The sequence below is a fragment of the Actinospineispora spinosispora DSM 44797 genome (assembly GCF_000429025.1).
In the GTDB taxonomy this organism is placed as follows: Bacteria; Actinomycetota; Actinomycetes; order Mycobacteriales; family Pseudonocardiaceae; genus Pseudonocardia; species Pseudonocardia spinosispora.
Genome location: NZ_KE386839.1, coordinates 132,958 through 154,494, shown reverse-complemented (window position 1 = coordinate 154,494; position 21,537 = coordinate 132,958). Strand labels below are relative to the sequence as shown.

Sequence of the window (21,537 nt, the reverse complement as noted above, 5' to 3'; positions counted from 1 at the left end):
ACATACCCTTGACAGGTGCGGGTCGAGTCACTTCCGGAGTCACTGGAACAAGCGGGTGAGCTGTTGGCCGGTCGGCCGGTCCTCGCCCTGACCGGCGCGGGGCTGTCCACCGACTCCGGCATCCCCGACTACCGGGGGCCGGGGTCGCCTCGGGCGACCCCGATGACGTTCGAGGCCTTCCGTTCGGGTGTGGAGGCCCGGCAACGGTACTGGGCGCGCAGCCACGTCGGCTGGGCGCGGATGCGGACAGCCGAGCCGAACCAGGGGCACCGGGCGCTGGCGGACTGGGAACGTTCCGGCTCCCTGCGCGGGCTGATCACGCAGAACGTCGACGGTCTGCACCGCGCGGCTGGCCAGCGCTCGGTGATCGACCTGCACGGCAGGTTGTCCGACGTGATCTGTCTCGACTGCAGACGGATCAGCTCCCGGGTGACACTGCAGCAGCGGCTGTCGGTGCTGAACCCTGGGTTCACCGACCTGCACTCGGCGGACAGCCGCAGCGCCCCGGACGGGGACGCGGTGCTCGACGACACCGCCGCCTTCCGGGTCGCCGACTGCACGGTGTGCGGCGGTGTCCTGAAACCGGACGTGGTGTTCTTCGGCGAGAACGTGCCGCCGGAGCGGGTCGCGATGTGTTACGCCATGGTCGAGCGGCTCGCCCCGGAGTCCGGCCCACCCGGGGCGCTGCTGGTCGCCGGGTCGTCGCTGACGGTCCAGTCCGGGTTGCGGTTCGTGCACCGGGCGCACCGGCGCGGCGTCCCGATCGTCATCGTCAACCGGGGTGTGACCCGGGGTGATCCGCTGGCCACGGTCAAGGTCGACGCGGGCTGCTCCGAGGTGCTGACAGCACTGGCATCGGCCTCGGGAGGCTGAGCTGACCGCCGGACGATTCCTCCATCACGCACGGATCGCCCCTGGCGTGGACACCGGCGGCTATCCGTTCACGCTGCCTGTGGTCGCGTGGCTGGCCGGACGACCCGACGGCCTCCCGCTCGTCGCCGGGGTCAACTTCCTGATCGGGGAGAACGGCTCCGGCAAGTCGACTCTGGTGGAGGCGATCGCGGTGGCCGCCGGGTTCAACCCGGAGGGCGGCAGCCAGAACTTCCAGTTCGCCACCAGGGCGTCCGAGTCGTCGCTGGGCAGTCACCTGGACCTGCGATGGGGCACCTCGAAGCCCCGGACCGGCTACTTCCTGCGCGCCGAGTCGTACTACAACGTCGCCACCGAGATCGAGCGGCTGGACAAGATCGACAAGCCGCTGCTGCCCGCCTACGGCGGGATCTCGCCGCACGAACGTTCGCACGGGCAGTCGTTCCTCGACCTCGTCGTCCACCGGTTCGGACCGCACGGGCTCTACCTGCTGGACGAACCGGAAGCCGCGTTGTCGGTGCACGGATGTCTGGCGTTGCTGGCCCGGATGACCGAGCTGGTGGAGCAGGGCAGCCAGTTCATCGTGGCCACCCACTCCCCGATCCTGCTCGCGTTGCCCGGCGCGACGATCGTCGAGATCGACGCCGACGGTGACCTTGCGCGGGTGTCCTACGACGACGCCATGCCGGTCCGCCTCACCCGGGACTTCCTGGCAGCGCCCGACCGCTATCTCCGGCACATCACCGGCCGCTGACCTGCCGTTCGAGGAGCGTCCCCAGGATCTCCTCGGTGTGCGTCCACAGCACCCCGCCGCCGATGTCCGCGACGACGTGGCGTCGTGCGCCCGGGATGCGGGACGCGAGCGTCGCACCGAGGTCCGGCGAGTGGCTGGAGTCCTGCTCGCCGTACCAGAGATCGACCGGGACGGTGATCGCCGACAGGTCGATCGGCCAGCGCCCCATGGCCAGCACGGTGTCGGTCGCGTAACCCGCTGTGCCCTGCGCGAACGCCTCGTCCAGCGCGCGGCGGTAGGCAGCCGCGAAACCGGGCTCCTGGTACACCGCGAGATCGGACTCCGGGCTGGCCGCCATGACCATGTCCCACATCGCGTCGGCGCTGAACCCCTCGAACAACGCCCGCGCGCCGTCCGGGTCATCTCTGACCCGCTCGATCAATCCGGCCAGCCCGGGCGGCAGCGTCTCGGCGAACTCGGGTGCCGCAACCTCGTCCGCACCGGAGACGACGGCCAACGCACCGATCACGCCCGATTCGGCGCAGGCGAGGGCGAACGGCGTTCCCTGGGAGTTGCCGACCATCGCGGGTCGCTCCCAGCCCTGTAGCTCGACGAACCGGCGGATGTCCTCGGCGAAGTCGGAGAAGGTCCGCCCCGGATTCGGCGTCGAGGCACCGAGGCCCGGGCGGTCCACCGAGACGAGACGGACGCCGAGTGATTCGGGTGCCTTGCCGCCGAGACCCAGCCAACGGCTGGTGGCCGCGCCAGGGGACAACAGGACCGGGACGCCGTCCGCCGGGCCCCACTCCGCCCAGCCCAGCTGTCGGCCGTCGGACAGCTCGGTCTCGCCGAGCCTCGCCGGTGCCGCGACGTAGTCACTCACTGCTTGTTCTCCCACTCGCGTGCGGTCCGTTCCAGCCGGGTGCGGTAGCCGGCCCACCAGGCGGTGTCACCGGGCGCCATGTTGTCCTTGTCGGCCCGCATCCCGACCGCCCCGTCGATCAGCTCACGGACGATGTCCGCGTGCCCCGCGTGGCGATGGGTCTCCGCGGTCAGGTGCACGAGCACCCGGTGCAGCGTGATCTCGGCGCGGTCGGCGGGCCAGTGCGGCACATGGCCGACCGCGTCCAGCTCCAGCGCCTCGATCGTGGCGTCCGAGTGCGCCCAGGCACGCAGGTACAGCGCGACGATGTCCTCGCGGGACTCCTCGGCGGTCGCCCACATGTCCGCGTTGACCTCGGCGCCCTCGTCGAACCAGGGCAGCGGCTCGCCGGAGGGACGCCCGAACGTCTCGCCGAAGTAGCCGAACTCGACGCTGGCGGCGTGTTTGACCAGGCCTAACAGATTGGTCCCTGTGGGGGTGAGCGGACGCCGGATGTCGTACTCGGTCAGCCCGTCGAGCTTCCACAGCAGGGCTTCCCTGGCAGCCTGGAGATAGTCGTGCAGGTCGGTCTTGGCATCCGATCCGATCATGCCCCCAAGCGTGCCAGCCACAGACTCACGAGGACCGGACGACCACCAGGTGTTGCTGGAGCAGCAGTTCGAGCGCCCCGCTCAGTGTCTTGTCCGCCAGCCCGGTCTCGGTGCGCAGCCGTGCCACCGTCGTGGTCCGCTCCGTCACCAGATGGCGCAGCATCGGCGCCATCACGGGGGCGAACCGGTAGGTCTTGCCGGCCACGGTCAGCCGGGTCACGTCGGGAGCCTCGTCCAGCACCGGGTCCAGCAGCGCGGTGATCTCCAGTACCGCATCGTCGGCCGGCATCTCGAAGCTCACCGGCAACGGCAGGTTGATCTCCGAGCGGCGCGGGAACCGACGGTCCCGCGTGGCGAGGAAATCAGCGGGCCGGTTCGCTTCGATGATCTTGGTCAGCGCGGTCACCAGCTCGTCGGCGTGCTGCTCGCTCGGCCCCTCGGCGGCGAAGCGCGGAAGGTCCTGACGGAACAGCTCCTCCGCGTAGAGCTGTTCGACGATCCAGTTCGCCCAGTCGATCCCGGTGCGCCGGGTGAAGCCGAACGTCAGGTGCATGCTCAGCTCGCCGGTTCCGCGCACCGCGTGCCACCACCCGCGCGGCACGTGGATGATGTCGCCCGGCGCGAGGTCGCCCTCCCACAGCATGGTGTCGGGCGGCTGGTGGTCGTGGTCGTTGTCGACCTTCATCGGGAACCGCCGGCCCTGGCCGCGCACGGTCCAGTGCTTGCTGCCGGCGAGCTGCACGATCATCGTGTCGTGGTCGTCCCAATGGGTGTCGAACCCCTGGCGCCCACCCCACACGAGGTACAGGTTGACCTGGACCGGCTCCCGGACCAGGCGCATCAGATCATCGGCTGCGCGGGCGATCGGCGGATGCAGCTGGTCGATCGAGTCGAGCACGAGGCTCGCGCCGTCCCGCAGCTCGCGGTAGAGCTCGTCCGGCACGAGAGCCTGCCGGCCGGTCGTCGGGTCCTCGCGCGTGTAGTTCGCCACCGGGACCTGGGTGCCCTCGCGGAACAGCCGCAGGCGTGGGGCGCTGAGCTGGCGAGTGCTGAGCAGCTCGTTGAGCGCCTGCCAGGTCAGCAGGTCCGCGACGCCGCTGTCCCCCGACGACACCCGGACGAAGTCGTTGCCCAGTCGCTCGGCGGCGAAGTCGCCACCAGCCAGCTCGACGAATCGTTCGGTGAACAGAGCCGCCACTGCGCCACCTCTTCAGATCAGGGGTCGGACGCCGATCGTGCCCACCGGTGGACTGCCCCGGTGGGCACGATCGGGTCATCATTCAGGCGTTACCGCCGTCACACTCGAGCCTCAGATGAAGTCCGAGTGCAGGTCGCTTCCGTCGTTGTCACCGTTCGTCTCGCGACGGGCGACAACGCTGTCCACCTCGATACCAAGCAGCAGTGTGTCCTGGTCAGCCATGGATTACCTCCTCACAGTTCCCCGACATACCTGATCGGTTGATCACCAACGGCCCGGGGTGAAGGCCACGATTAACCTACGCGGGTGATGGGCAGCCTCGTCAAGGGAAACATTTGACCCGTGAATGCTGACACGATCGAGTTAGGCTAACCTTACTTCATGACAGCCACCGGCCTCCCGCATTGCGCGGCTCTGGCGCGCCAGCTCGGCGAGCGCCCGACCGGCACCGCGTCGCGACACCGGTCCCTGCTACTCATCGAGCACCCGGGCACATGGCCGGTGGACGTGCGCGAACAGGTGCTCTCGCTCGCATTCGGTTCACACGGTCCCGCGCTCCTCGATGAGCTGCACCGCGACCTCGGCTTGCGCGCCCTGGTGATCCGCCGACCGGGCAGGCAGAAACCGACGGGCAGGCTGTCGATCTTCATGGGCAGACTGCAGCCCGGTCACCGCTGGCTGGAGCGCATCACGATCAGCGAACACGCCGAACTGGCCGATCTGGACCTGGAAGCGATCGCCACCGGCGACGGGGGCTTCGGCCAGCCCGTCGACCATCCGCTGCTGCTCGTCTGCGTACACGGCCGCAAAGACGCCTGCTGCGCGATCCGGGGCCGCCCGGTCGCCGACGCGCTGGCGATCGCGCACCCCGAGCAGGCTTGGCAGTGCACTCATTTCGGCGGTGACCGCTGGGCGGGCAATCTCCTCGTCGCGCCGCACGGTTTCATGTACGGGCAGCTCGAGCCGCACACCGCCCTCGTCGCCGCCACCGCGGCGCAGGACGGGAAGGTCTCGCTGGAGAACCTGCGCGGACGAAGTGGGATCGACCCGTTCGCCCAGGTCGCCGAGATCGCCGTCCGGGAGCGGACCGGGTTGCTGGGACTGGACGAGGTTTCGGCCGGGCAGCCTCGGTTGATCGATGATCAGTCCGCTGCTGTCGAGGTTCACGCCGCCGGAGTGGCGTATCGGGTCACCGTGGGGCGTCGTCCTCTGGGCGTGCACGGGCATTCGATCTGTTCCGGGGAGACTCACCCGCAGCGGTTCGACGTGCTCGGTGTGGATACGTCGGTTCTCTCCTAGGGTGCCGTCCCCCGCTAGCTGACCTAGGGCGTCCCCGCTGGCTTTCAGTGTGCTTGGCGTGGCCGCCCGCTCTCAACCCCCGGCTGGCGCCGGCCTCGCGCGGGCTCCTGGTTGCCCGGGTTCGGGGGCGAGGTTTCAGGGTTGACAGCGGGCGGCCACGCCAAGTGCTTAGCCAGGATCGCGGGGAAGGGCGCAGTGTGCGTGCCCACTCACAGGTGTGCGTGCACGTCGTGCGTGGTGGCGAGCCGATGGCGCTTTCTTTGCGCATCGGGCTGCGCCCTCGCGCGATCACGTAGTCCCATGAGTCTCTGTGGTCACTTTTGTCACGCCTCGCAGAGCTACGTGTTGCGTCGCAGATGTTGGGACATGTGCGACGCAACCTGAGCCTCTGCGAAGTCGCCCAGCGCGTTACGCATGTGACAGAAGTGGTGATCTTGGGCGCCCCAGGCACGCGCACACAACGAGCGCGGTGCACCCGGAGACCGCGGGGGGCGCGGCGCAGCCGTGACCAACACAAGCGCCTGCCTGGTGGCGGACCGATGGCACTGTTGTTGCGCATCGGGCTGCGCCCTCGCGCGATCGCGTAGTCCCAGGAGTCTCTGTGGTCACTTTTGTCACGCCTCGCAGAGCTACGTGTTGCGTCGCAGATGTTGGAACATGTGCGACGCGACATGAGCCTCTGCGAAGTCGCCCCGGGCGTTACGCGTGTGACTGGTGGGGTGATCTTGGGCGCGGGGCACGTGCACACAACGAGCACAGTGCACCCGGAGACCGCGAGGGGCGCGGCGCAGCCGTGACCAACAACAGCGCCGCACAGCTCCCCCATCCCCGCGATACTGGCCGGCACTTGGCGTGGCGGGCCGGGGTCAACCCTGAAACCTCGCCCCCGAACTACGTGCAACCAGGCCCCGGCGGGAGGCCGGCGCCAGCCGGGGGTTGAGGCCGGCCCGCCACGCCAAGCACACTGAACGGGCCAGCGGGGATAGCGACTGCACCTACAACCCGAGCAACGATCGAACCACCCCATCAGCCAACAACCGCCCCCGGTCGGTCAAAACGGCCCGACCACCCCCGAGAACCAACAGCCCGTCCGAAGCCGCCTGCTCAGCGGCGAGGACACCAGCCGAGGACAACGCGCTCAACGGCAGCCCCTCCGCCAGCCGAACCCCGAGCATGATCCGCTCCTCGTACCGCTCGGTCTCACTCAGCTGCTCACTTCCCGCCGAGGGCGACGAACCCGAGGACAACAGCGCCGCGTACCGGGCCGGATGCTTCACGTTCCACCACCGCACACCACCGACATGCGAATGCGCCCCGGGACCGGCACCCCACCAGTTGCCGTCGCGCCAGTAACCCAGGTTGTGCCGGCACCGGGTGTCACGAGAGGTCGACCAGTTCGACACCTCGTACCAGCTCATCCCTGCCGAGGACAGAACCGAGTCGACGATCTCGTAGCGATCGGCGGACACGTCGTCGTCCGGCGCGTCCAGTTCACCGCGCCGGATCCGGCGGGCCAGCGCGGTGCCGTCCTCCACGATCAACGCGTACGCCGACACGTGGTCCACCCCGGCGGCCAGCACCGTGTCCAGCGACGCGCGCAGGTCGGCGTCGGTCTCCCCCGGCGTCCCGTAGATCAGGTCGAGGCTCACCTGGGAGATGCCGTTCTCACGGGCCTCCCGCGCGGCCGCCGACGGCCGGCCGGGGGTGTGCCGGCGGTCGAGAATCTTCAGGACCCCGGGCGCGGCGGACTGCATGCCCAGTGACACCCGGGTGTAGCCGGCGTCCGCGATGCCGGCGAAGAACTCAGGTGACGTCGACTCCGGGTTGGACTCGGTGGTCACCTCGGCGCCCTCGGCGAGACCGAAGGACTGGCGGATCGCGCCCAGCACGGAGGCCAGACCGTCAGCCCCGAGCAACGACGGAGTGCCCCCTCCGACGAAAACCGTCTCAGGGAGCGGAGCGTTCCCCAGAAGTCGCGCCGCCTGGTCCAACTCGATGCGCAACGCCTCCAGCCAACCGGCCGGAGAGGCGCCCGAACCAACCAGTTCGGACGGTGTGTAGGTATTGAAATCACAATAGCCGCAGCGTGCCGCACAGAAGGGCACGTGAATATATAACCCAAATGGACAAGTATTGAGATTCGCCAGCGCAGAGTCGGGTAGATCGAATCCGCGGGTGGCCGGCACAGTTGTCATCACCACCCATTGTGACGGGTCTCCCAACATCTGGGTGACGCCTGGCCAGTCCGCGAGAACGGTGGCACTCTTACAGGGTGATCTCCGCGCTGAGCATGCGACTTGTGGCCCGTCGCCACGTCGATTTTCAGCGCGTCTCGAGCGCTATGTGCCGGTTCTGCAGCTGACCCGCGCCGAATTCCCACCACACGTGATACCGGCCGGGTACTCCGGCTGACTGGCGTCTCTTATCGGACCCGGTGCGCCGTGGGTGCCTGCCCGCGACCTGGAGGTCTGAACCAGAATGGCTCCTGCACAGCCGGCCACCGGAGTGGACGCCGCTCGGCCCGCCCGCCGCGCCGCCCAACCCAAGCGCCGTCGCGGCGAGGGTCAGTGGGCGCTCGGCTACCGCGAACCGCTCAACCCGAACGAGCGCGCGAAGAAGGACGACGACGCGCTGAACGTGCGGGCGCGGATCGAGAACATCTACTCCAAGCAGGGTTTCGACTCGATCGACCCGGGTGACCTGCGCGGCCGCTTCCGCTGGATGGGTCTGTACACGCAGCGCAAGCCCGGTATCGACGGCGGCCGCACCGGCGCGCTGGAGCCGGAGGAGCTCGACGACAGCTACTTCATGATGCGGGTGCGCATCGACTCGGGTGCGCTGAGCACCGAGCAGCTGCGGGTCGTCGGCGAGATCGCGCGCGACCACGCGCGGGACACCGCCGACATCACCGACCGGCAGAACGTCCAGCTGCACTGGATCCAGATCGAGGACGTACCCACGATCTGGGAGAAGCTGGAGGCCGTCGGCCTGTACACGACCGAGGCCTGCGGTGACTGTCCCCGCGTGGTGCTCGGTTCCCCCGTCGCCGGCATCGCGGCCGACGAGATCGTGGACGGCACCCCGGCGATCAAGGAGATCGTCGACAAGTACATCGGCAGCAAGGAGTTCTCCAACCTGCCGCGCAAGTTCAAGTCCGCGATCTCCGGCTCGCCGCGTCACGACGTGGTGCACGAGATCAACGACATCGCGTTCGTCGGTGTGCGGCACCCTGAGCACGGCCCCGGTTTCGATCTGTGGGTCGGCGGGGGGCTGTCCACCAACCCGAAGCTCGGTGTCCGGCTCGGCGCCTGGGTGCCGCTGGACGAGGTCGCCGACGTCTGGGCGGGTGTCGTCGGGGTCTTCCGCGACTACGGCTACCGGCGGCTGCGCCACCGCGCGCGGATCAAGTTCCTGGTCGCCGACTGGGGTGTGGAGAAGTTCCGCGAGATTCTCGAGACCGAGTACCTCAAGCGGCCGTTGATCGACGGCCCGGCGCCGGAGCACTGGCTGGGCCCGCGTGACCACATCGGCGTGCACAAGCAGGTCGACGGGCTCAACTACGTCGGTGCCGCCGCGATCGCCGGCCGGGTGTCCGGCACCACGCTGATCAAGGTCGCCGAGGCCGCCGAGCGCCACGGCTCCGGCCGGCTGCGCACGACCGTGCAGCAGCAGCTGCTCGTCCTGGACGTCGCGGACGACAAGGTCGAACCGCTGATCGCCGACCTCGACGAGCTGGGTCTGCAGGCGCGGCCGTCGGGATGGCGGCGCAACACGCTGGCCTGCACCGGAATCGAGTTCTGCAAGCTGGCCATCGTCGAGACGAAGGGCCGGGCCGCGACGCTGGTCACCGAGCTGGAGAGCAGGCTCGCCGACATCGCCGACCTGGACCAGCCGATCTCGATCCACCTCAACGGCTGCCCGAACGCCTGCGCCCGCACCCAGACCGCGGACATCGGCCTCAAGGGCCAGATCATGACCGACTCGGACGGCAACCAGGTCCCCGGTTTCCAGGTGCACCTCGGTGGCGGCCTCGGTATCGACGCCGGTTTCGGCCGCAAGCTGCGTGGGCTGAAGGTCACCTCCAGCGGGCTGGGCGACTACGTGGACCGAGTGGTCCGCCAGTACGTCAAGCAGCGCGACGAGGGCGAGAGGTTCGCCCAGTGGGTCGCCCGCGCCGAAGAGACTGATCTGGCGTGAGCGAGCGAGCGGCGCCGTTCTACTGCCCGTACTGCGGAGAGGAAGACCTGCGCCCGGTGGAAGAACCGCAGGGGGCCTGGCGTTGCGCCGGCTGTCTGCGCACGTTCGCGGTGAAGTTCATCGGAGTCGGTGTTCCGGAAAGGTCGGTTACGGAATGAGCATCTCGAGTACCGAGGTGGAAACCCCCGGTCGGACCCGTAGTGCCGAGCAGCTGCGGGAGATCGCCGAACGCGGCGCCGCCGAGCTGGGGCCGGACGCCACGGCCGAGGAGATCCTCGACTGGGCCGCGGCCGAATTCGGCAAGAACCTGATCGTCGCGTCGAACATGCAGGACGCGGTCCTGGTCGACCTGACCGCCAAGGCCAGCCCCGGCGTGGACGTGCTGTTCCTGGAGACCGGCTACCACTTCGCGGAGACCATCGGAACCCGCGACGCGGTCGAGACCGTCTACGACGTGCGGATGGTCAACGCGCGCGCCGAGCACAGCGTCGCCGAGCAGGACGAGCTGCTCGGCAAGGACCTGTTCGCCCGCGAGCCGGACAAGTGCTGCGCGCTGCGCAAGGTCGTCCCGCTGCAGAACACCCTCGCCGGGTACGACGCGTGGATCACCGGCGTACGCAGGGTCGAGGCCCCGACCAGGGCGAACACCCCGCTGATCACGTTCGACGAGATGTTCGGGCTGGTGAAGATCAACCCGATCGCGGCGTGGAGCGACGACGACATGGACACCTACATCGCCGAGCACGGAGTGCTGGTGAACCCGCTGGTGGACGCCGGGTACCCGTCGATCGGGTGCGCGCCGTGCACCCGCAAGCCGCTGCCCGGTGAGGACAAGCGCGCCGGTCGCTGGGCCGGCCGGGCCAAGACAGAATGTGGTTTGCACGCATGAGCGCACCGGCACGTACCTTCGATGCACTGGACGCCCTGGAGTCCGAGGCCATCCACATCTTCCGCGAGGTGGCCGGCGAGTTCGACCGTCCGGTGATCCTGTTCTCCGGCGGCAAGGACTCGACGCTGCTGGTGCACCTCGCGGTGAAGGCGTTCGCGCCCGCGCCGATCCCGTTCTCGCTGCTGCACGTCGACACCGGCCACAACTACTCCGAGGTCATCGACTTCCGGGACCAGCTGGTCGAACGTCTCGGTCTGCGCCTGGTCGTGGCGCACGTGCAGGACTGGATCGACGACGGACGGCTCGTCGAGCGCCCGGACGGCACCCGCAACCCCCTGCAGACCGTCCCGCTGCTGGACTCGATCAACGCCAACCGGTTCGACGCGGTGTTCGGCGGTGGCCGACGGGACGAGGAGCGGGCGCGCGCGAAGGAACGCATCATCAGCCTGCGCGACGCGTTCGGCCGCTGGGATCCGCGCAAGCAGCGTCCCGAGCTGTGGAACCTGTACAACGGCCGGCACGCCGCCGGTGAGCACGTGCGGGTGTTCCCCATCTCCAACTGGACCGAGCTCGACGTGTGGCGCTATATCCAGCGGGAGAACATCGAGCTGCCCTCGATCTACTACAGCCACCAGCGCGAGGTGTTCCGCCGCGACGGCATGTGGCTGGCGGAAGGCCCGTGGGGCGGTCCGCGCGACGGCGAGGCCCTGGAGCTGAGGACGGTGCGGTACCGCACCGTCGGCGACGGCTCCTGCACCGGCGCGGTGGAGTCGACCGCGACCACCCTGGACGAGGTGATCGCCGAGGTCACCGCGTCCCGGCTCACCGAGCGTGGCGCCACCCGGGCCGACGACCGGATGTCCGAGGCCGCCATGGAAGACCGCAAGCGAGAGGGCTACTTCTGATGTCTCAGGCTCCCAGGGATCTGCTGCGGTTTGCCACGGCGGGCAGCGTCGACGACGGCAAGTCCACGCTGGTCGGGCGGCTGCTGTACGACACCAAATCGGTCCTCGCCGACCAGATCGAGGCCGTTCAGCGTGCCTCGGTCGACAAGGGACTGGCGACGCCGGACCTGTCGCTGCTGGTCGACGGCCTGCGCGCGGAACGTGAGCAGGGCATCACGATCGACGTCGCCTACCGCTACTTCGGCACCCCGAAGCGCGAGTTCGTACTCGCCGACACTCCCGGTCACGTGCAGTACACGCGCAACACGGTGACCGGCGCGTCGACCGCCGAGCTGGCGGTGCTGCTCGTCGACGCCCGCTTCGGTGTGGTCGAGCAGACCCGCCGGCACGCGGCGGTGCTGGCGCTGCTGCGGGTGCCGCGTCTGGTGCTGGCGGTGAACAAGATCGACCTGGTCGACTACGACGAGGCGGTGTTCACCGCGATCGCCAAGGACTTCAACGGCCTGTCGACCGCGCTGGGTTACTCGCAGGAGCGGGTGGTGACCATCCCGGTGTCCGCGCTGGTCGGCGACAACGTCGTCGAGCCGTCGGAGAACACCCCCTGGTACGGCGGCCCGACCCTGCTGGAGCACCTGGAGTCGGTACCGGTGGTGAGCCCGGACCTGGACGCGCCGATGCGCATCCCGGTGCAGTACGTGATCCGGCCGCGCACCGCCGAGCACCCCGACTACCGCGGCTACGCGGGCCAGGTCGCCGCCGGCACCGTGCGCCCCGGCCAGGAGGTGCTGGTGCTGCCCGAGGGGTTGCGCAGCACGGTCACCTCGGTCGACACGGCCGATGGCCCTCTGGAGTCAGCGAGTGCCGGGCGCAGTGTCACGGTGCTGCTCGCCGACAACCTCGACGTCGCGCGCGGCAGCGTGATCGTGGACGCCGCCGCTCCGCCGCGGGTCACCGACCAGCTGGAGACCACGCTGTGCTGGCTGGCCGAGCAGCCGCTGCGTCCCGGCGCGCGGCTGCTGCTCAAGCACGGCACGAGGGTCACCCAGGCGATCGTGGGCGAGCTGCACGACCGGCTCGACACCGAGACCCTCACCCTGAGCGTCCCGGAGAAGCTGGAGATCAACGACATCGGCAGGGTCAGCATCCGCACCGCCGACCCACTGCCGGTCGACGACTACGCGGACAGCCGGGCGACCGGCGCGTTCCTGCTGATCGACCCGCCGACCGGCAACACCCTCGCCGCGGGCCTGGTCGGGACGCCGCTGACGCCGGAGTCGGTCGGCTGATGCACTCACCCGCGCTGGTCGCGGTGGCGCACGGCAGTCGGGACCCGTCATCGGCGGCGACGATCGCCGCACTCATGGACGAGGTGCGCCGCCAGCGGCCCGACCTCGACGTCCGGCTCAGCTTCCTGGACCTGAACACGCCACGGCTGCCCGAGGTCCTGGAAGCGGTCGCCTCCGCCGGCCACCGGTCGGCGATCGTGGTGCCGTTGCTGCTCGGTAGTGCGTTCCATGCCCGGGTGGACCTGCCCGGCATCGTCTCGCGGTCCAGCGCTCGGCTTCCGCTGCTGGACATCCGGGTGGCGTCCGTTCTCGGGAACGGGCCGTTGCTGGTGTCGACTCTGCTTGGTCGGCTCGCCTCGGTCGTCCCGGGACCACTGTCCGCGCCGGACCTCGGGGTCGTGCTGGCGGCTACCGGATCGTCTCGTCCCGCCGCGAACCAGGCAGTTCACGAGCTGGCGTCGTCGTTGGCCCGTTCTCATCGGTGGCGTAGCTGTGTCGCTGCTTTTGCGACTGGTGTATCGCCTTCGGTGCCGCGGGCTGTGTCGCAGTTGCAGAAGGCCGGCGCTGGGCGGATCGCCGTGGCCAGCTGGTTCTTGGCTCCTGGGTTGTTGTCCCGGCGGGTGTCCGATGCCGCGTTGTCGGCTTGTCCTTCCGCGCTGATCGCCCCGCCTCTAGGGGCTGATCCCTCGGTTGCTTCGTTGGTCGTGTCTCGGTATCTGGATGCCTTTGGGGAGCCTGCTCGCGCCGTGGGGTGATCTTTGGGGCGCCCATCCCCGCTGGCTTCTCGTTCCTGGCGTGGTGGGTGCATCCCCGCTGGCTCTCAGTGTGCTTGGCGTGGCGGGCCGGCCTCAACCCCCGGCTGGCGCCGGCCTCGCGCAGATTCCTGGTTGCGCGGGTTCGGGGGCGAGGTTTCAGGGTTGACAGCGGGCGGCCACGCCAAGTGCTGAGCCAGGATCGCGGGGATGGGGGTGGTGTGCGTGCACGTCGTAGGTGGTGGCGGGCCGATGGCGCTTTCTTTGCGCATCGGGCTGCGCCCTCGCGCGATCACGTAGTCCCAGGAGTCTCTGTGGTCACTTTTGTCACGCCTCGCAGAGCTACGTGTTGCGTCGCACATGTTGGAACATGTGCGACGCGACACGAGCCTCTGCGAAGTCACCCCGAGCGTTACGCATGTGACAGATGGGGTGATCTTGGATACCCCGGGGCACGCGCACACAACGAGCGCAGTGCACCCGGAGACCGCGGGGGCGCGGCGCAGCCGTGACCAACACAAGCGCCGCGCAGCTCCCCCATCCCCGCGATACTGGCCGGCACTTGGCGTGGCGGGTCGGGGTCAACCCTGAAACCTCGCCCCCGAACTACGTGCAACCAGGAACCCGCGCGAGGCCGGCGCCAGCCGGGGGTTGAGGCCGGCCCGCCACGCCAAGCACACTGACGAGCCAGCGGGGATAGCGACTGCACGCCAGGAACTCGAGAAGCCAGCGGGGACGAGACCGAACCTACTGCGGCGGCCACACCGACTGCCAAGACCGGTCCTGACACGTATAGGCAGTCACAGCCTCAGGCAACTCACCATCGACGACCTGCGCGACCGTGGTCAACTCCAGGATCTCTCGCAGGCTCGCCCGCACGGCCACCCACACATCCTGCAGATGCCGAGCGGCACCGTCGTACGCGTGAGACTCCGGCCGCTGCCCCCTGACCAGCGCCAACGGCCCGTCGGTCACTCGGATCACGTCGGCCAGAGATATCGCGTACGCCGGACGAGCAAGACGGTGCCCACCGTCGCGACCCCGACGGCTGGCGATCAGGCCGGCCCTGCGGAGCTCCACCAGAATCCCGTCCAGGAAAGTACGCGGAATGCCTTGCGCCGACGCGATCTCGTCTGCCTTCACCGCGCATTCGTCCGGCGCGCTCGCCAACACGCACAGTGCGCGCAGCGCGTAGTCCGCCCTCGCCGAAATCTGCACGTACCCATCCTTGCGCATCGACCGGTGACCGCTGAGTCCAGTGGTACATCAGTGCTGATCAGACCCCTGATTGCCAACTCACAGTTTGTTGACTATGCGGCTCAAGAATGTCAGCATCGATGAGTGCACACACGAATCGAAGCTGCCCGGATTATCCGGCCGATGCTGGTTCGTCGTCTGCACGTCGACCTGATGCGGATTTTCACCGCATGTTGTCGGACGGGTTTCTGAACCCCGGTCCGCTCCGCACTCGTCGTCGTTAGGCAGGCACCTCATCGTGCACCTCGATCTCTCGCTGTCCGTCGCCGGACTGCTGGTCGGCTTCCTGGTCGGACTGACCGGCATGGGTGGTGGCGCGCTGCTCACCCCGCTGCTGGTGCTGTTCTTCCGGGTCGCGCCGCTTGCGGCGATCTCCAGTGACCTGCTGACCTCGCTGGTGATGAAGCCGGTCGGTGGCGCGGTGCACCTTCGGCAGCGCACGGTCGACTGGAAGCTCGTCGGCTGGCTGACCCTGGGATCGGTGCCGTCGGCGTTCGCGGGTGCCGTGCTGATCGGCGCGATCGGCCATTCAGCCGGGGTGCAGGGCAACCTCAAGGTGATCATCGGCGTCGCGCTGTGTGCCTCGGTGGCGATGATGGTCGCCCGGCAGCTGCTGGATCGGCGCAACCGCCGCCGTGACGCACTCGACGGCCAAGACGAGCAGCCGCTGGTGATCCGTCCACTGCGCACCATCGTGATCGGCGTGGTCGGTGGCTTCGCCGTCGGCATGACCTCGGTCGGCGCGGGTTCCGTCATCATCGCGCTGCTGCTGCTCGCCTACCCGACGCTGCGCCCGGCCAAGCTGGTGGGCACCGACATCGTGCAGGCGATCCCGCTGGTCGCGGCCGCGACGCTCGGACACCTGCTGTTCGGTGACGTGCAGTTCGCGCTGACCACCGCGCTGCTGCTCGGCGCCCTGCCCGGCGTGTATCTCGGTGCGAAGGTGTCCGCGCAGGGACCCGCCGCCGTCATCCGGCCGGTCGTGACGGCCGTGCTGCTCGCTTCCGCGCTGGCGCTGCTCAACGTCGGCACCCCGTTCCTGATCGCGGCCGCCGTCGTCGGCTTCGTCGTCATGGCCGTCCTCACCCCCCGTACCCGGACCGCGCGGCCGGTCACCGAGAAGCAGCTCGACCCCGTCCACTGACCGATCGCGTCACCGACCCGACCACGCCTCTCCCCCAAATCGCTGCCAAATCGATAGAAGTGGACAAGATGAACCGCCACCTTCGTGTTCTGACCGTGGCTCTGGCACTGGCAGCGGCACTCGCCGGTTGTTCCCGGGCCGGCAGCGACAGCTCACCCTCCGCCGCGCCCGCGAGCCAGGGACCGGCCACCGAGCTGCGGCTGGGCTACTTCCCCAACATCACGCACGCGCCCGCGCTCATCGGTCTCGACAAGGGCTTCTTCGCCAAGGAGCTCGGCAACACCAAGCTGATCTCACAGCCGTTCAACTCCGGACCGCCCGCGGTCGCGGCTCTGCTCGGCGGATCGCTGGACGCCACGTTCGTCGGGTCCAGCCCTGCGATCAACGCGTTCGCCCAGTCCAAGGGTGAGACCGTCCGGCTGATCGCCGGCTCGACGTCCGGTGGCGCGCAGCTCGTCGTTCAGCCGGGCATCACCTCGCCGGAGCAGCTCAAGGGCAAGACGATCGCGACACCCGAGCTGGCGAACACGCAGGACGTCGCGTTCAAGAAGTGGCTCAAGGAGCACAACCTGACCGTCGGCACCGGCCCGGACCAGGTCGCGGTGCAGAACCTGCAGAACCCGCGCACCCTCGACCTGTTCAAGAGCGGTCAGGTCGCCGGTGGCTGGCTGCCCGAGCCGTGGAGCTCGCGGCTGGTCGACGCGGGCGCGAGCGTGCTGGTCGACGAGAAGACGCTGTGGCCGAACGGGCAGTTCCCGAGCACCGTGCTGATCGTGCGCACCGACTTCCTGCGCGCGCACCCGGAGACGGTGGACGCGCTGCTGCGCGGTGAGCAGCAGGCCATCGACTTCGCCACGAACAACCAGGCCGAGGCGAAGACCGTCACCAACGAGGCCATCAAGCGGCTCACCAACTCAAGCCTGAGCCAGAAGGTGCTCGACAGGGCGTTCTCCGAGCTGTCCTTCAGCTCGGACCCGCTCGCCGCGTCGTTCCCGCAGCTGGCCAAGGACAGCGTGACCGCGGGTGTCGCGCCGACCGCGACCGAGCTGAACGGGTTCGTGGACGTCACCGAGCTCAACAAGGTCCTGCAGGCCGCCGGTAAGCCGACGGTGGACGCCGCCGGCCTCGACAACACCCAGAGGTGATCCCGGTATGACCGCGACGATCGAGCAGCCCCTCACCTCCGGCACGTCCTCGGTTCAGCTCACCGGAATCGGCAAGACCTTCGGGACCGGCCCGACCGCGGTGACCGCGCTGCGCGACATCGACCTCGACGTTCGTCCCGGCGAGTTCGTGTGCCTGCTGGGCGCCTCCGGTTGCGGCAAGTCGACGCTGCTCAACCTGATCGCCGGGCTCGACCAGCCGACCACCGGCGAGTTGCGCCGCGGTTCCGCGCGGCCGTCGTTCATGTTCCAGGAACCCGCGCTGCTGCCCTGGCTGGACGCGGCCCGCAACGTCGAGCTGCCGCTGCAGCTCAGCGGTGTGGGCCGCGGCGACCGGCGCAAGCGCGCTCAGGAACTGCTGGAGCTGGTCCGGCTCGACGGCCAGGGGCGCAAGCGCCCGCACGAGCTGTCCGGCGGCATGCGCCAGCGCGTCGCGCTGGCCCGCGCGCTGGCGTCGGCGACCTCCGGCGAGGAGACCTCCGGGCTGCTGCTGATGGACGAGCCGTTCGCGGCGCTCGACGCGATCACCCGGGACGTCCTGCAGGGTGAGCTGCTGCGAGTCTGGCGGGCGACCGGGACCACGGTCCTGTTCGTCACCCACGACGTCCGGGAGGCGCTGCGGCTGGCCCAGCGGGTCGTGCTGCTGTCGTCGCGCCCCGGCACGGTCGTCGGGCAGTGGGACGTCCGGCGCGCCCAGGACCGGCTGCCCGAGCTGCACGACGAGATCACCGCACGGTTGCGCGAGGTGATCAGCCGCCATGCCGCCTGAGCTGACCGATGTCCGGGACGACTCGGCGGCGACGGTCGCCGGCCTGGACGCCCTCGACACGCCGATCGAGCAGCGCACGCCGTGGTGGCGCCGCGCGGTGACCGTCGGACTGCCGCCTCTCGTGGCGTTGGTGCTGTTCCTGGCGTTGTGGCAGGGATTGTGGGCGGCCGCGTTCTGGCCGGAGTTCAAGCTCCCGGCACCGGTGTCGGTCTGGCAGGAGTTCAGCAAGGTCCTGGCGACCGGTGAGGTGTGGTCCATCCTCTGGACCTCGATCAGCCGCGCGTTCCTCGGGTTCCTGGTCGCGCTGATCATCGCCACGCCGCTCGGTCTGCTCGTCGCCAAGGTCCCGGTGGTCCGTTCCGCGATCGGACCGCTGCTGTCCGGTCTGCAGAGCCTGCCGTCCGTGGCCTGGGTGCCGGCCGCGGTGCTGTGGTTCGGCCTGACCGACGCGACGATCTACTTCGTGGTCCTGGCCGGTTCGATCCCGTCGATCGCCAACGGCCTGGTCGCCGGCATCGACCAGATCCCACCGCTGCTGCCCCGGGTCGGGCAGGTGCTCGGCGCCCGGGGCCTGGCCAGCGCACGACACATCCTGCTGCCCGCCGCGCTGCCCGGCTACCTCGCCGGATGCAAACAGGGTTGGGCGTTCTCCTGGCGATCCCTGATGGCAGCCGAGATCATCGCCGCCGGCCCGTTGCTCGGCGTCGGCCTCGGCGCCTACCTGGAGCAGGGCAGCAGTTTCAACAACATGTCGATGGTGATCGCCGCGATCTTCCTGATCCTCATCGTCGGGATCGGCATCGAGCTGCTGGTGTTCCGTCCGGTCGAGCAGCGGGTGCTGCGCGCCCGCGGCCTCGCGATCAGCAGGTAACCGGCGATGACTCCGGACGAGTGCACCTGGGAAACGTTCTGGCCGAGCCGTCGCCAGCATGCGTTCGACGAGTTCTGTCGCTGACCGCAGGGTCCGCGTCCGTCCCGTCTCACTCGCCGGAGTCCGTCATGAGTACCCCCGAACCTCCCCTCGAACCCGCTGAGGGCCCACGCCCCTGGCTGTCCGTCGACTGGATCGCCGTGATCGTCGCCGGCGTCCTCGTCGTCGCCGTCGGCACCGGGCTGCTGCCGGTGATCCCGTGGTGACCCGCGCGCAGAGTCCAGCTCTGCGCAGGGCACCGGTGACCCTGTTGTCCTACGTGCCAGGCCTGGTGCTGCTCGCGGTGATCGGGCTGATCGGCAAGTGGGCGCAGGCCGAGTTCAAGGCACTCGGCGTCGCCACGCACACGCCGTTGCCGGACATCGAGTACGTGCTGTGGGCAATCCTGCTCGGCGCTCTGATCCGCAACACCGTCGGTCTGCATCGGGTCTTCCAGCCCGGCGTCGGCACCTACGAGCTGTGGCTGAAGATCGGCATCGTGCTGCTCGGCGCCCGCTTCCTGATCGGTGACGTGCTGCGCCTCGGCGGCGTCAGCCTGCTGCTGGTGTTCATCGACATCGCGATCGCCACCGGCATCGTGCTGCTGCTCGGACGGTGGCTGCGGTTGAGCGGCAAGCTCACCTCGCTGCTCGCGATGGGGACGGCGATCTGCGGCGTGTCCGCGATCATCGCGGGGCGCGGCGCGATCGAGGCCGACGAGGAGGACTCCGGCTACGCCATCGCCGCGATCCTCGCGCTGGGCGCCGTCGCGCTACTCACCTTCCCGCTGATCGGGCACGCGCTCGCGCTGACCGACACCGAGTACGGCGTCTGGGCCGGTCTCGCGGTCGACAACACGGCGGAGACCACCGCGGCGGGCGCGCTCTACTCACCGCACGCCCAGGACGTCGCGGTCCTGGTGAAGAACACCCGCAACGCGTTGATCGGCTTCGTCGTGCTGCTCTACGCGCTGTACTGGTCCTCGCGCGGCCAGGCCGCCGCGATCGGCACCGGGTTCAGCGCCCGCGCCGGGTTCGTCTGGCAGCGGTTCCCGAAGTTCGTGCTCGGCTACCTGGCGGTGTCCGCGCTGGCCACCGCGGGGTTGTTCAGCAAACCGGAGATCGCGAGCCTGGGGAACCTGTCCAAGTGGGCGTTCCTGCTGACCTTCGCCGGGGTCGGGCTGAACTTCGACCTGCGACAGATGCGCACCACCGGGTTCCGGCCGTTCGTGGTCGGCGCGATCGCACTGGCCGTCGTCGCGGCGACCGCGCTGGGCGAGGTCCTGATCACCTCACGGCTGCTCGGCGCGCTCTAGGAGTGTGCTGGACAGCTCCGGCCGTGGCGCGTGGCGGCCAGGTGACGTCATCGCAAGGCGAAGGCGCGGGCCGATCCCGTTGTTGGATCGGCCCGAACCGACAACGCGGCGAGGGCGCCGCCTGGGCGTCACGCGGTAGGCCCGAGCTGTTCAGCGCGCTTCTGGTGCTGCTGGTGGCCGGGCCACACCGGTCACCAGCAGCGCGACGACGAGGGCTCCGAGCACCACCAGCAGGGCGTGCAGGATGCCGGAATGTTCGGCGAGCAGGCCGATGAGCGGCGGGCCGGCCAGGAACGCGGTGTAGGCGACCGAGCTGACCACCCCGACTCTGGCGGCCGCCAGCTTCGGCTCGTCCGACGCCGCGCTCATGCCCACCGGGAAGCCGAGCGATGCACCGAAACCCCACAGCGTCGCGCCGACCAGCACCCAGACGATCGACGACGCGAACGCGACCAGCAGCAGCCCGACCAGCGCCACGGCAAGCAGTCCGCGCAGCACGACCACCCGGCCGAAGCGGTCCAGGAGTGCGCCACCGGCGAGTCGCCCGATCGTCATCGCGGTGACGAACACACCGAACCCGAGCGCTCCGACGACCGCCGACGTCTGGTGTCCGTCCACGAGCGCCACGGCGAGCCAGTCGTTCGCCGACCCTTCCGCGAACGCCGCGCACAGGGTGAGCAGGCCGATCAGCAGGGTGCGCGGCTCACGCCAGGCACGCAGCGCATCGCCCTTGGGCCGGGGCTGGTCCGGCTCGTGTGCTTCCTCCGGGAGGAACAACCGCACCGCGAACGCCATCGCGACCGGCGCCAGCACCGCCACGACCGCCACCTGGATGGCCAGGGGCACGAGCCACGCGGCCAGTAGGGCGCCGACGCCGCCCCCGGCGACCGTGCCGAGGCTGAAGCCGGCGTGCAGCCGGGGCATCAGCGAGCGGCCGCGCCTGCGTTCCACATCGGCGCCGGCGACGTTCATCGCCACGTCCCAGTTGCTCATGCCGATTCCGGTGAGCACCAGCCCGACGGCGGCGGGCCACACCGTCCCGGCGGCGAGCCCGGCGGCGAAGCCGAGCAGACCGAGCCCGACCAGGATCGACCCGATCAGGACGACTCTCGCCGCACCCCAGCGGTGCACGGCGGGACCGGATGCGGGCAGCGCCAGACAGGCGCCACCGGACAGGCAGAGCAGCAGCAGACCGAGCTGGGCGGCGGACAGGGACAACGCGTCCCGCGCCTGCGGGGCCCGGGACAACCAGGAGGCGAAGCACAGTCCGTTCGCGGCGAACGCCGCCAGTACACCGTTCCTGGCACGCGCCAGAGCATCCACGCGCGTCCCCCCGACCAGCTCCGTCATCCCCTGCCCGCCCCTCACAGTCCACAA

The 21,537-nt window shown here is 69.5% G+C and carries 22 protein-coding genes; 16 read left to right on the top strand and 6 right to left on the bottom strand.

The genetic code is table 11. The annotated features are described in order from the left end of the window. Positions 1–15: 15 nt before the first annotated feature. Together G406_RS0143025 and G406_RS0143020 are read left to right on the top strand one after the other, a co-directional pair. Positions 16–873, top strand: a complete 858-nt coding sequence (locus G406_RS0143025) for an NAD-dependent protein deacetylase (protein ID WP_028938697.1) — start codon at positions 16–18, stop codon at positions 871–873. A 46-nt stretch (positions 874–919) separates the two neighbouring features. Further along, positions 920–1,624 (top strand): AAA family ATPase, encoded by a 705-nt coding sequence (locus G406_RS0143020; protein WP_245607437.1) that lies wholly within the window; start codon positions 920–922, stop codon positions 1,622–1,624. Here the strand turns inward: G406_RS0143020 and G406_RS0143015 are convergent. From G406_RS0143015 to G406_RS0143005, 3 genes are read right to left on the bottom strand one after another with little or no spacing between them, the layout of a single operon-like run. After that, positions 1,611–2,486 (bottom strand): alpha/beta fold hydrolase, encoded by an 876-nt coding sequence (locus G406_RS0143015; RefSeq protein ID WP_028938695.1) that lies wholly within the window; start codon positions 2,484–2,486, stop codon positions 1,611–1,613. The two genes, G406_RS0143020 and G406_RS0143015, sit on opposite strands and share 14 nt — an antisense overlap. Next, positions 2,483–3,076, bottom strand: coding sequence for a DinB family protein (locus G406_RS0143010; protein ID WP_028938694.1), 594 nt, complete (start codon positions 3,074–3,076; stop codon positions 2,483–2,485). Before G406_RS0143010 ends, G406_RS0143015 begins: the two co-directional genes overlap by 4 nt. A 25-nt stretch (positions 3,077–3,101) precedes the next feature. After that, positions 3,102–4,274, bottom strand: coding sequence for a JmjC domain-containing protein (locus tag G406_RS0143005; RefSeq protein ID WP_028938693.1), 1,173 nt, complete (start codon positions 4,272–4,274; stop codon positions 3,102–3,104). A 381-nt stretch (positions 4,275–4,655) separates the two neighbouring features. Here G406_RS0143005 and G406_RS53310 point away from each other — a divergent pair, with 381 nt between their 5' ends. Then, the gene (locus tag G406_RS53310; protein WP_051343446.1) at positions 4,656–5,573 is read left to right on the top strand and encodes a ferredoxin family protein; all 918 of its coding nucleotides are present in this window, start codon (positions 4,656–4,658) and stop codon (positions 5,571–5,573) included. Positions 5,574–6,568: 995 nt separating this feature from the next. On the opposite strand, the gene hemW is transcribed toward G406_RS53310, so the two are convergent. Beyond that, positions 6,569–7,768 carry a radical SAM family heme chaperone HemW gene (gene hemW / locus G406_RS0142990; RefSeq protein ID WP_028938692.1) on the bottom strand — a complete coding sequence of 400 codons (1,200 nt, stop codon included), beginning with the start codon at positions 7,766–7,768 and terminating at the stop codon, positions 6,569–6,571. 95 nt (positions 7,769–7,863) lie between these two features. Between hemW and G406_RS59930 the strand changes: the two genes are divergently transcribed. The 7 genes from G406_RS59930 to G406_RS0142965 all read left to right on the top strand — a co-directional run bounded on the left by G406_RS59930 (position 7,864) and on the right by G406_RS0142965 (position 13,605). Next, positions 7,864–7,935, top strand: a complete 72-nt coding sequence (locus tag G406_RS59930) for a putative leader peptide (RefSeq protein ID WP_425414688.1) — start codon at positions 7,864–7,866, stop codon at positions 7,933–7,935. Positions 7,936–8,051: 116 nt separating this feature from the next. Continuing rightward, positions 8,052–9,770: a nitrite/sulfite reductase gene (locus tag G406_RS0142985; RefSeq protein ID WP_037081413.1), complete on the top strand. Its 1,719-nt coding sequence runs from the start codon at positions 8,052–8,054 to the stop codon at positions 9,768–9,770. After that, complete coding sequence (locus tag G406_RS59260) at positions 9,767–9,928, top strand: Insertion element protein (protein ID WP_084216896.1); 162 nt, start codon at positions 9,767–9,769, stop codon at positions 9,926–9,928. Before G406_RS0142985 ends, G406_RS59260 begins: the two co-directional genes overlap by 4 nt. Next, complete coding sequence (locus G406_RS0142980; protein WP_028938690.1) at positions 9,925–10,659, top strand: phosphoadenylyl-sulfate reductase; 735 nt, start codon at positions 9,925–9,927, stop codon at positions 10,657–10,659. The genes G406_RS59260 and G406_RS0142980 overlap by 4 nt, the downstream gene beginning before the upstream one ends. Continuing rightward, positions 10,656–11,564 carry a sulfate adenylyltransferase subunit CysD gene (gene cysD / locus G406_RS0142975; protein WP_156935469.1) on the top strand — a complete coding sequence of 303 codons (909 nt, stop codon included), beginning with the start codon at positions 10,656–10,658 and terminating at the stop codon, positions 11,562–11,564. The genes G406_RS0142980 and cysD overlap by 4 nt, the downstream gene beginning before the upstream one ends. Then, positions 11,564–12,850, top strand: a complete 1,287-nt coding sequence (locus G406_RS0142970; RefSeq protein WP_028938688.1) for a sulfate adenylyltransferase subunit 1 — start codon at positions 11,564–11,566, stop codon at positions 12,848–12,850. Before cysD ends, G406_RS0142970 begins: the two co-directional genes overlap by 1 nt. Then, a complete protein-coding gene (locus G406_RS0142965) occupies positions 12,850–13,605 on the top strand; it encodes a sirohydrochlorin chelatase (RefSeq protein ID WP_028938687.1) in 756 nt (251 codons plus the stop codon). The genes G406_RS0142970 and G406_RS0142965 overlap by 1 nt, the downstream gene beginning before the upstream one ends. 744 nt (positions 13,606–14,349) lie before the next feature. Here G406_RS0142965 and G406_RS53305 read toward each other — a convergent pair. Beyond that, entirely contained in the window at positions 14,350–14,820 is a 471-nt protein-coding gene (locus G406_RS53305; protein WP_051343484.1) for an RrF2 family transcriptional regulator, read from the bottom strand. A 277-nt stretch (positions 14,821–15,097) separates the two neighbouring features. Here G406_RS53305 and G406_RS53300 point away from each other — a divergent pair, with 277 nt between their 5' ends. The 6 genes from G406_RS53300 to G406_RS53295 all read left to right on the top strand — a co-directional run bounded on the left by G406_RS53300 (position 15,098) and on the right by G406_RS53295 (position 20,160). Further along, positions 15,098–16,003 carry a sulfite exporter TauE/SafE family protein gene (locus G406_RS53300; protein ID WP_051343445.1) on the top strand — a complete coding sequence of 302 codons (906 nt, stop codon included), beginning with the start codon at positions 15,098–15,100 and terminating at the stop codon, positions 16,001–16,003. A 68-nt stretch (positions 16,004–16,071) separates the two neighbouring features. Next, positions 16,072–17,148 carry an ABC transporter substrate-binding protein gene (locus G406_RS0142950; protein ID WP_028938686.1) on the top strand — a complete coding sequence of 359 codons (1,077 nt, stop codon included), beginning with the start codon at positions 16,072–16,074 and terminating at the stop codon, positions 17,146–17,148. Positions 17,149–17,155: 7 nt separating this feature from the next. Further along, positions 17,156–17,935: an ABC transporter ATP-binding protein gene (locus G406_RS0142945; RefSeq protein ID WP_028938685.1), complete on the top strand. Its 780-nt coding sequence runs from the start codon at positions 17,156–17,158 to the stop codon at positions 17,933–17,935. After that, entirely contained in the window at positions 17,925–18,806 is an 882-nt protein-coding gene (locus G406_RS0142940) for an ABC transporter permease (protein ID WP_028938684.1), read from the top strand. The genes G406_RS0142945 and G406_RS0142940 overlap by 11 nt, the downstream gene beginning before the upstream one ends. Positions 18,807–18,934: 128 nt before the next feature. Next, positions 18,935–19,072, top strand: a complete 138-nt coding sequence (locus tag G406_RS57675; RefSeq protein ID WP_156935468.1) for a hypothetical protein — start codon at positions 18,935–18,937, stop codon at positions 19,070–19,072. Beyond that, complete coding sequence (locus G406_RS53295) at positions 19,069–20,160, top strand: YeiH family protein (RefSeq protein WP_211241446.1); 1,092 nt, start codon at positions 19,069–19,071, stop codon at positions 20,158–20,160. Before G406_RS57675 ends, G406_RS53295 begins: the two co-directional genes overlap by 4 nt. Positions 20,161–20,310: 150 nt before the next feature. On the opposite strand, the gene G406_RS0142925 is transcribed toward G406_RS53295, so the two are convergent. Further along, complete coding sequence (locus G406_RS0142925; protein WP_245607436.1) at positions 20,311–21,483, bottom strand: MFS transporter; 1,173 nt, start codon at positions 21,481–21,483, stop codon at positions 20,311–20,313. Positions 21,484–21,537: the final 54 nt, after the last annotated feature.

Excerpts from the sequence above, each read along its gene's own strand:
- G406_RS0143010 (WP_028938694.1), bottom strand. The coding sequence starts at position 3,076 with ATGATCGGATCGGATGCCAAGACCGACCTGCACGACTATCTCCAGGCT.
- G406_RS53310 (WP_051343446.1), top strand. The coding sequence starts at position 4,656 with ATGACAGCCACCGGCCTCCCGCATTGCGCGGCTCTGGCGCGCCAGCTC.
- hemW (WP_028938692.1), bottom strand. The coding sequence starts at position 7,768 with ATGACAACTGTGCCGGCCACCCGCGGATTCGATCTACCCGACTCTGCG.
- G406_RS0142985 (WP_037081413.1), top strand. The coding sequence starts at position 8,052 with ATGGCTCCTGCACAGCCGGCCACCGGAGTGGACGCCGCTCGGCCCGCC.
- G406_RS0142980 (WP_028938690.1), top strand. The coding sequence starts at position 9,925 with ATGAGCATCTCGAGTACCGAGGTGGAAACCCCCGGTCGGACCCGTAGT.
- cysD (WP_156935469.1), top strand. The coding sequence starts at position 10,656 with ATGAGCGCACCGGCACGTACCTTCGATGCACTGGACGCCCTGGAGTCC.
- G406_RS0142970 (WP_028938688.1), top strand. The coding sequence starts at position 11,564 with ATGTCTCAGGCTCCCAGGGATCTGCTGCGGTTTGCCACGGCGGGCAGC.
- G406_RS0142965 (WP_028938687.1), top strand. The coding sequence starts at position 12,850 with ATGCACTCACCCGCGCTGGTCGCGGTGGCGCACGGCAGTCGGGACCCG.
- G406_RS0142950 (WP_028938686.1), top strand. The coding sequence starts at position 16,072 with ATGAACCGCCACCTTCGTGTTCTGACCGTGGCTCTGGCACTGGCAGCG.
- G406_RS0142945 (WP_028938685.1), top strand. The coding sequence starts at position 17,156 with ATGACCGCGACGATCGAGCAGCCCCTCACCTCCGGCACGTCCTCGGTT.
- G406_RS0142940 (WP_028938684.1), top strand. The coding sequence starts at position 17,925 with ATGCCGCCTGAGCTGACCGATGTCCGGGACGACTCGGCGGCGACGGTC.
- G406_RS57675 (WP_156935468.1), top strand. The coding sequence starts at position 18,935 with ATGAGTACCCCCGAACCTCCCCTCGAACCCGCTGAGGGCCCACGCCCC.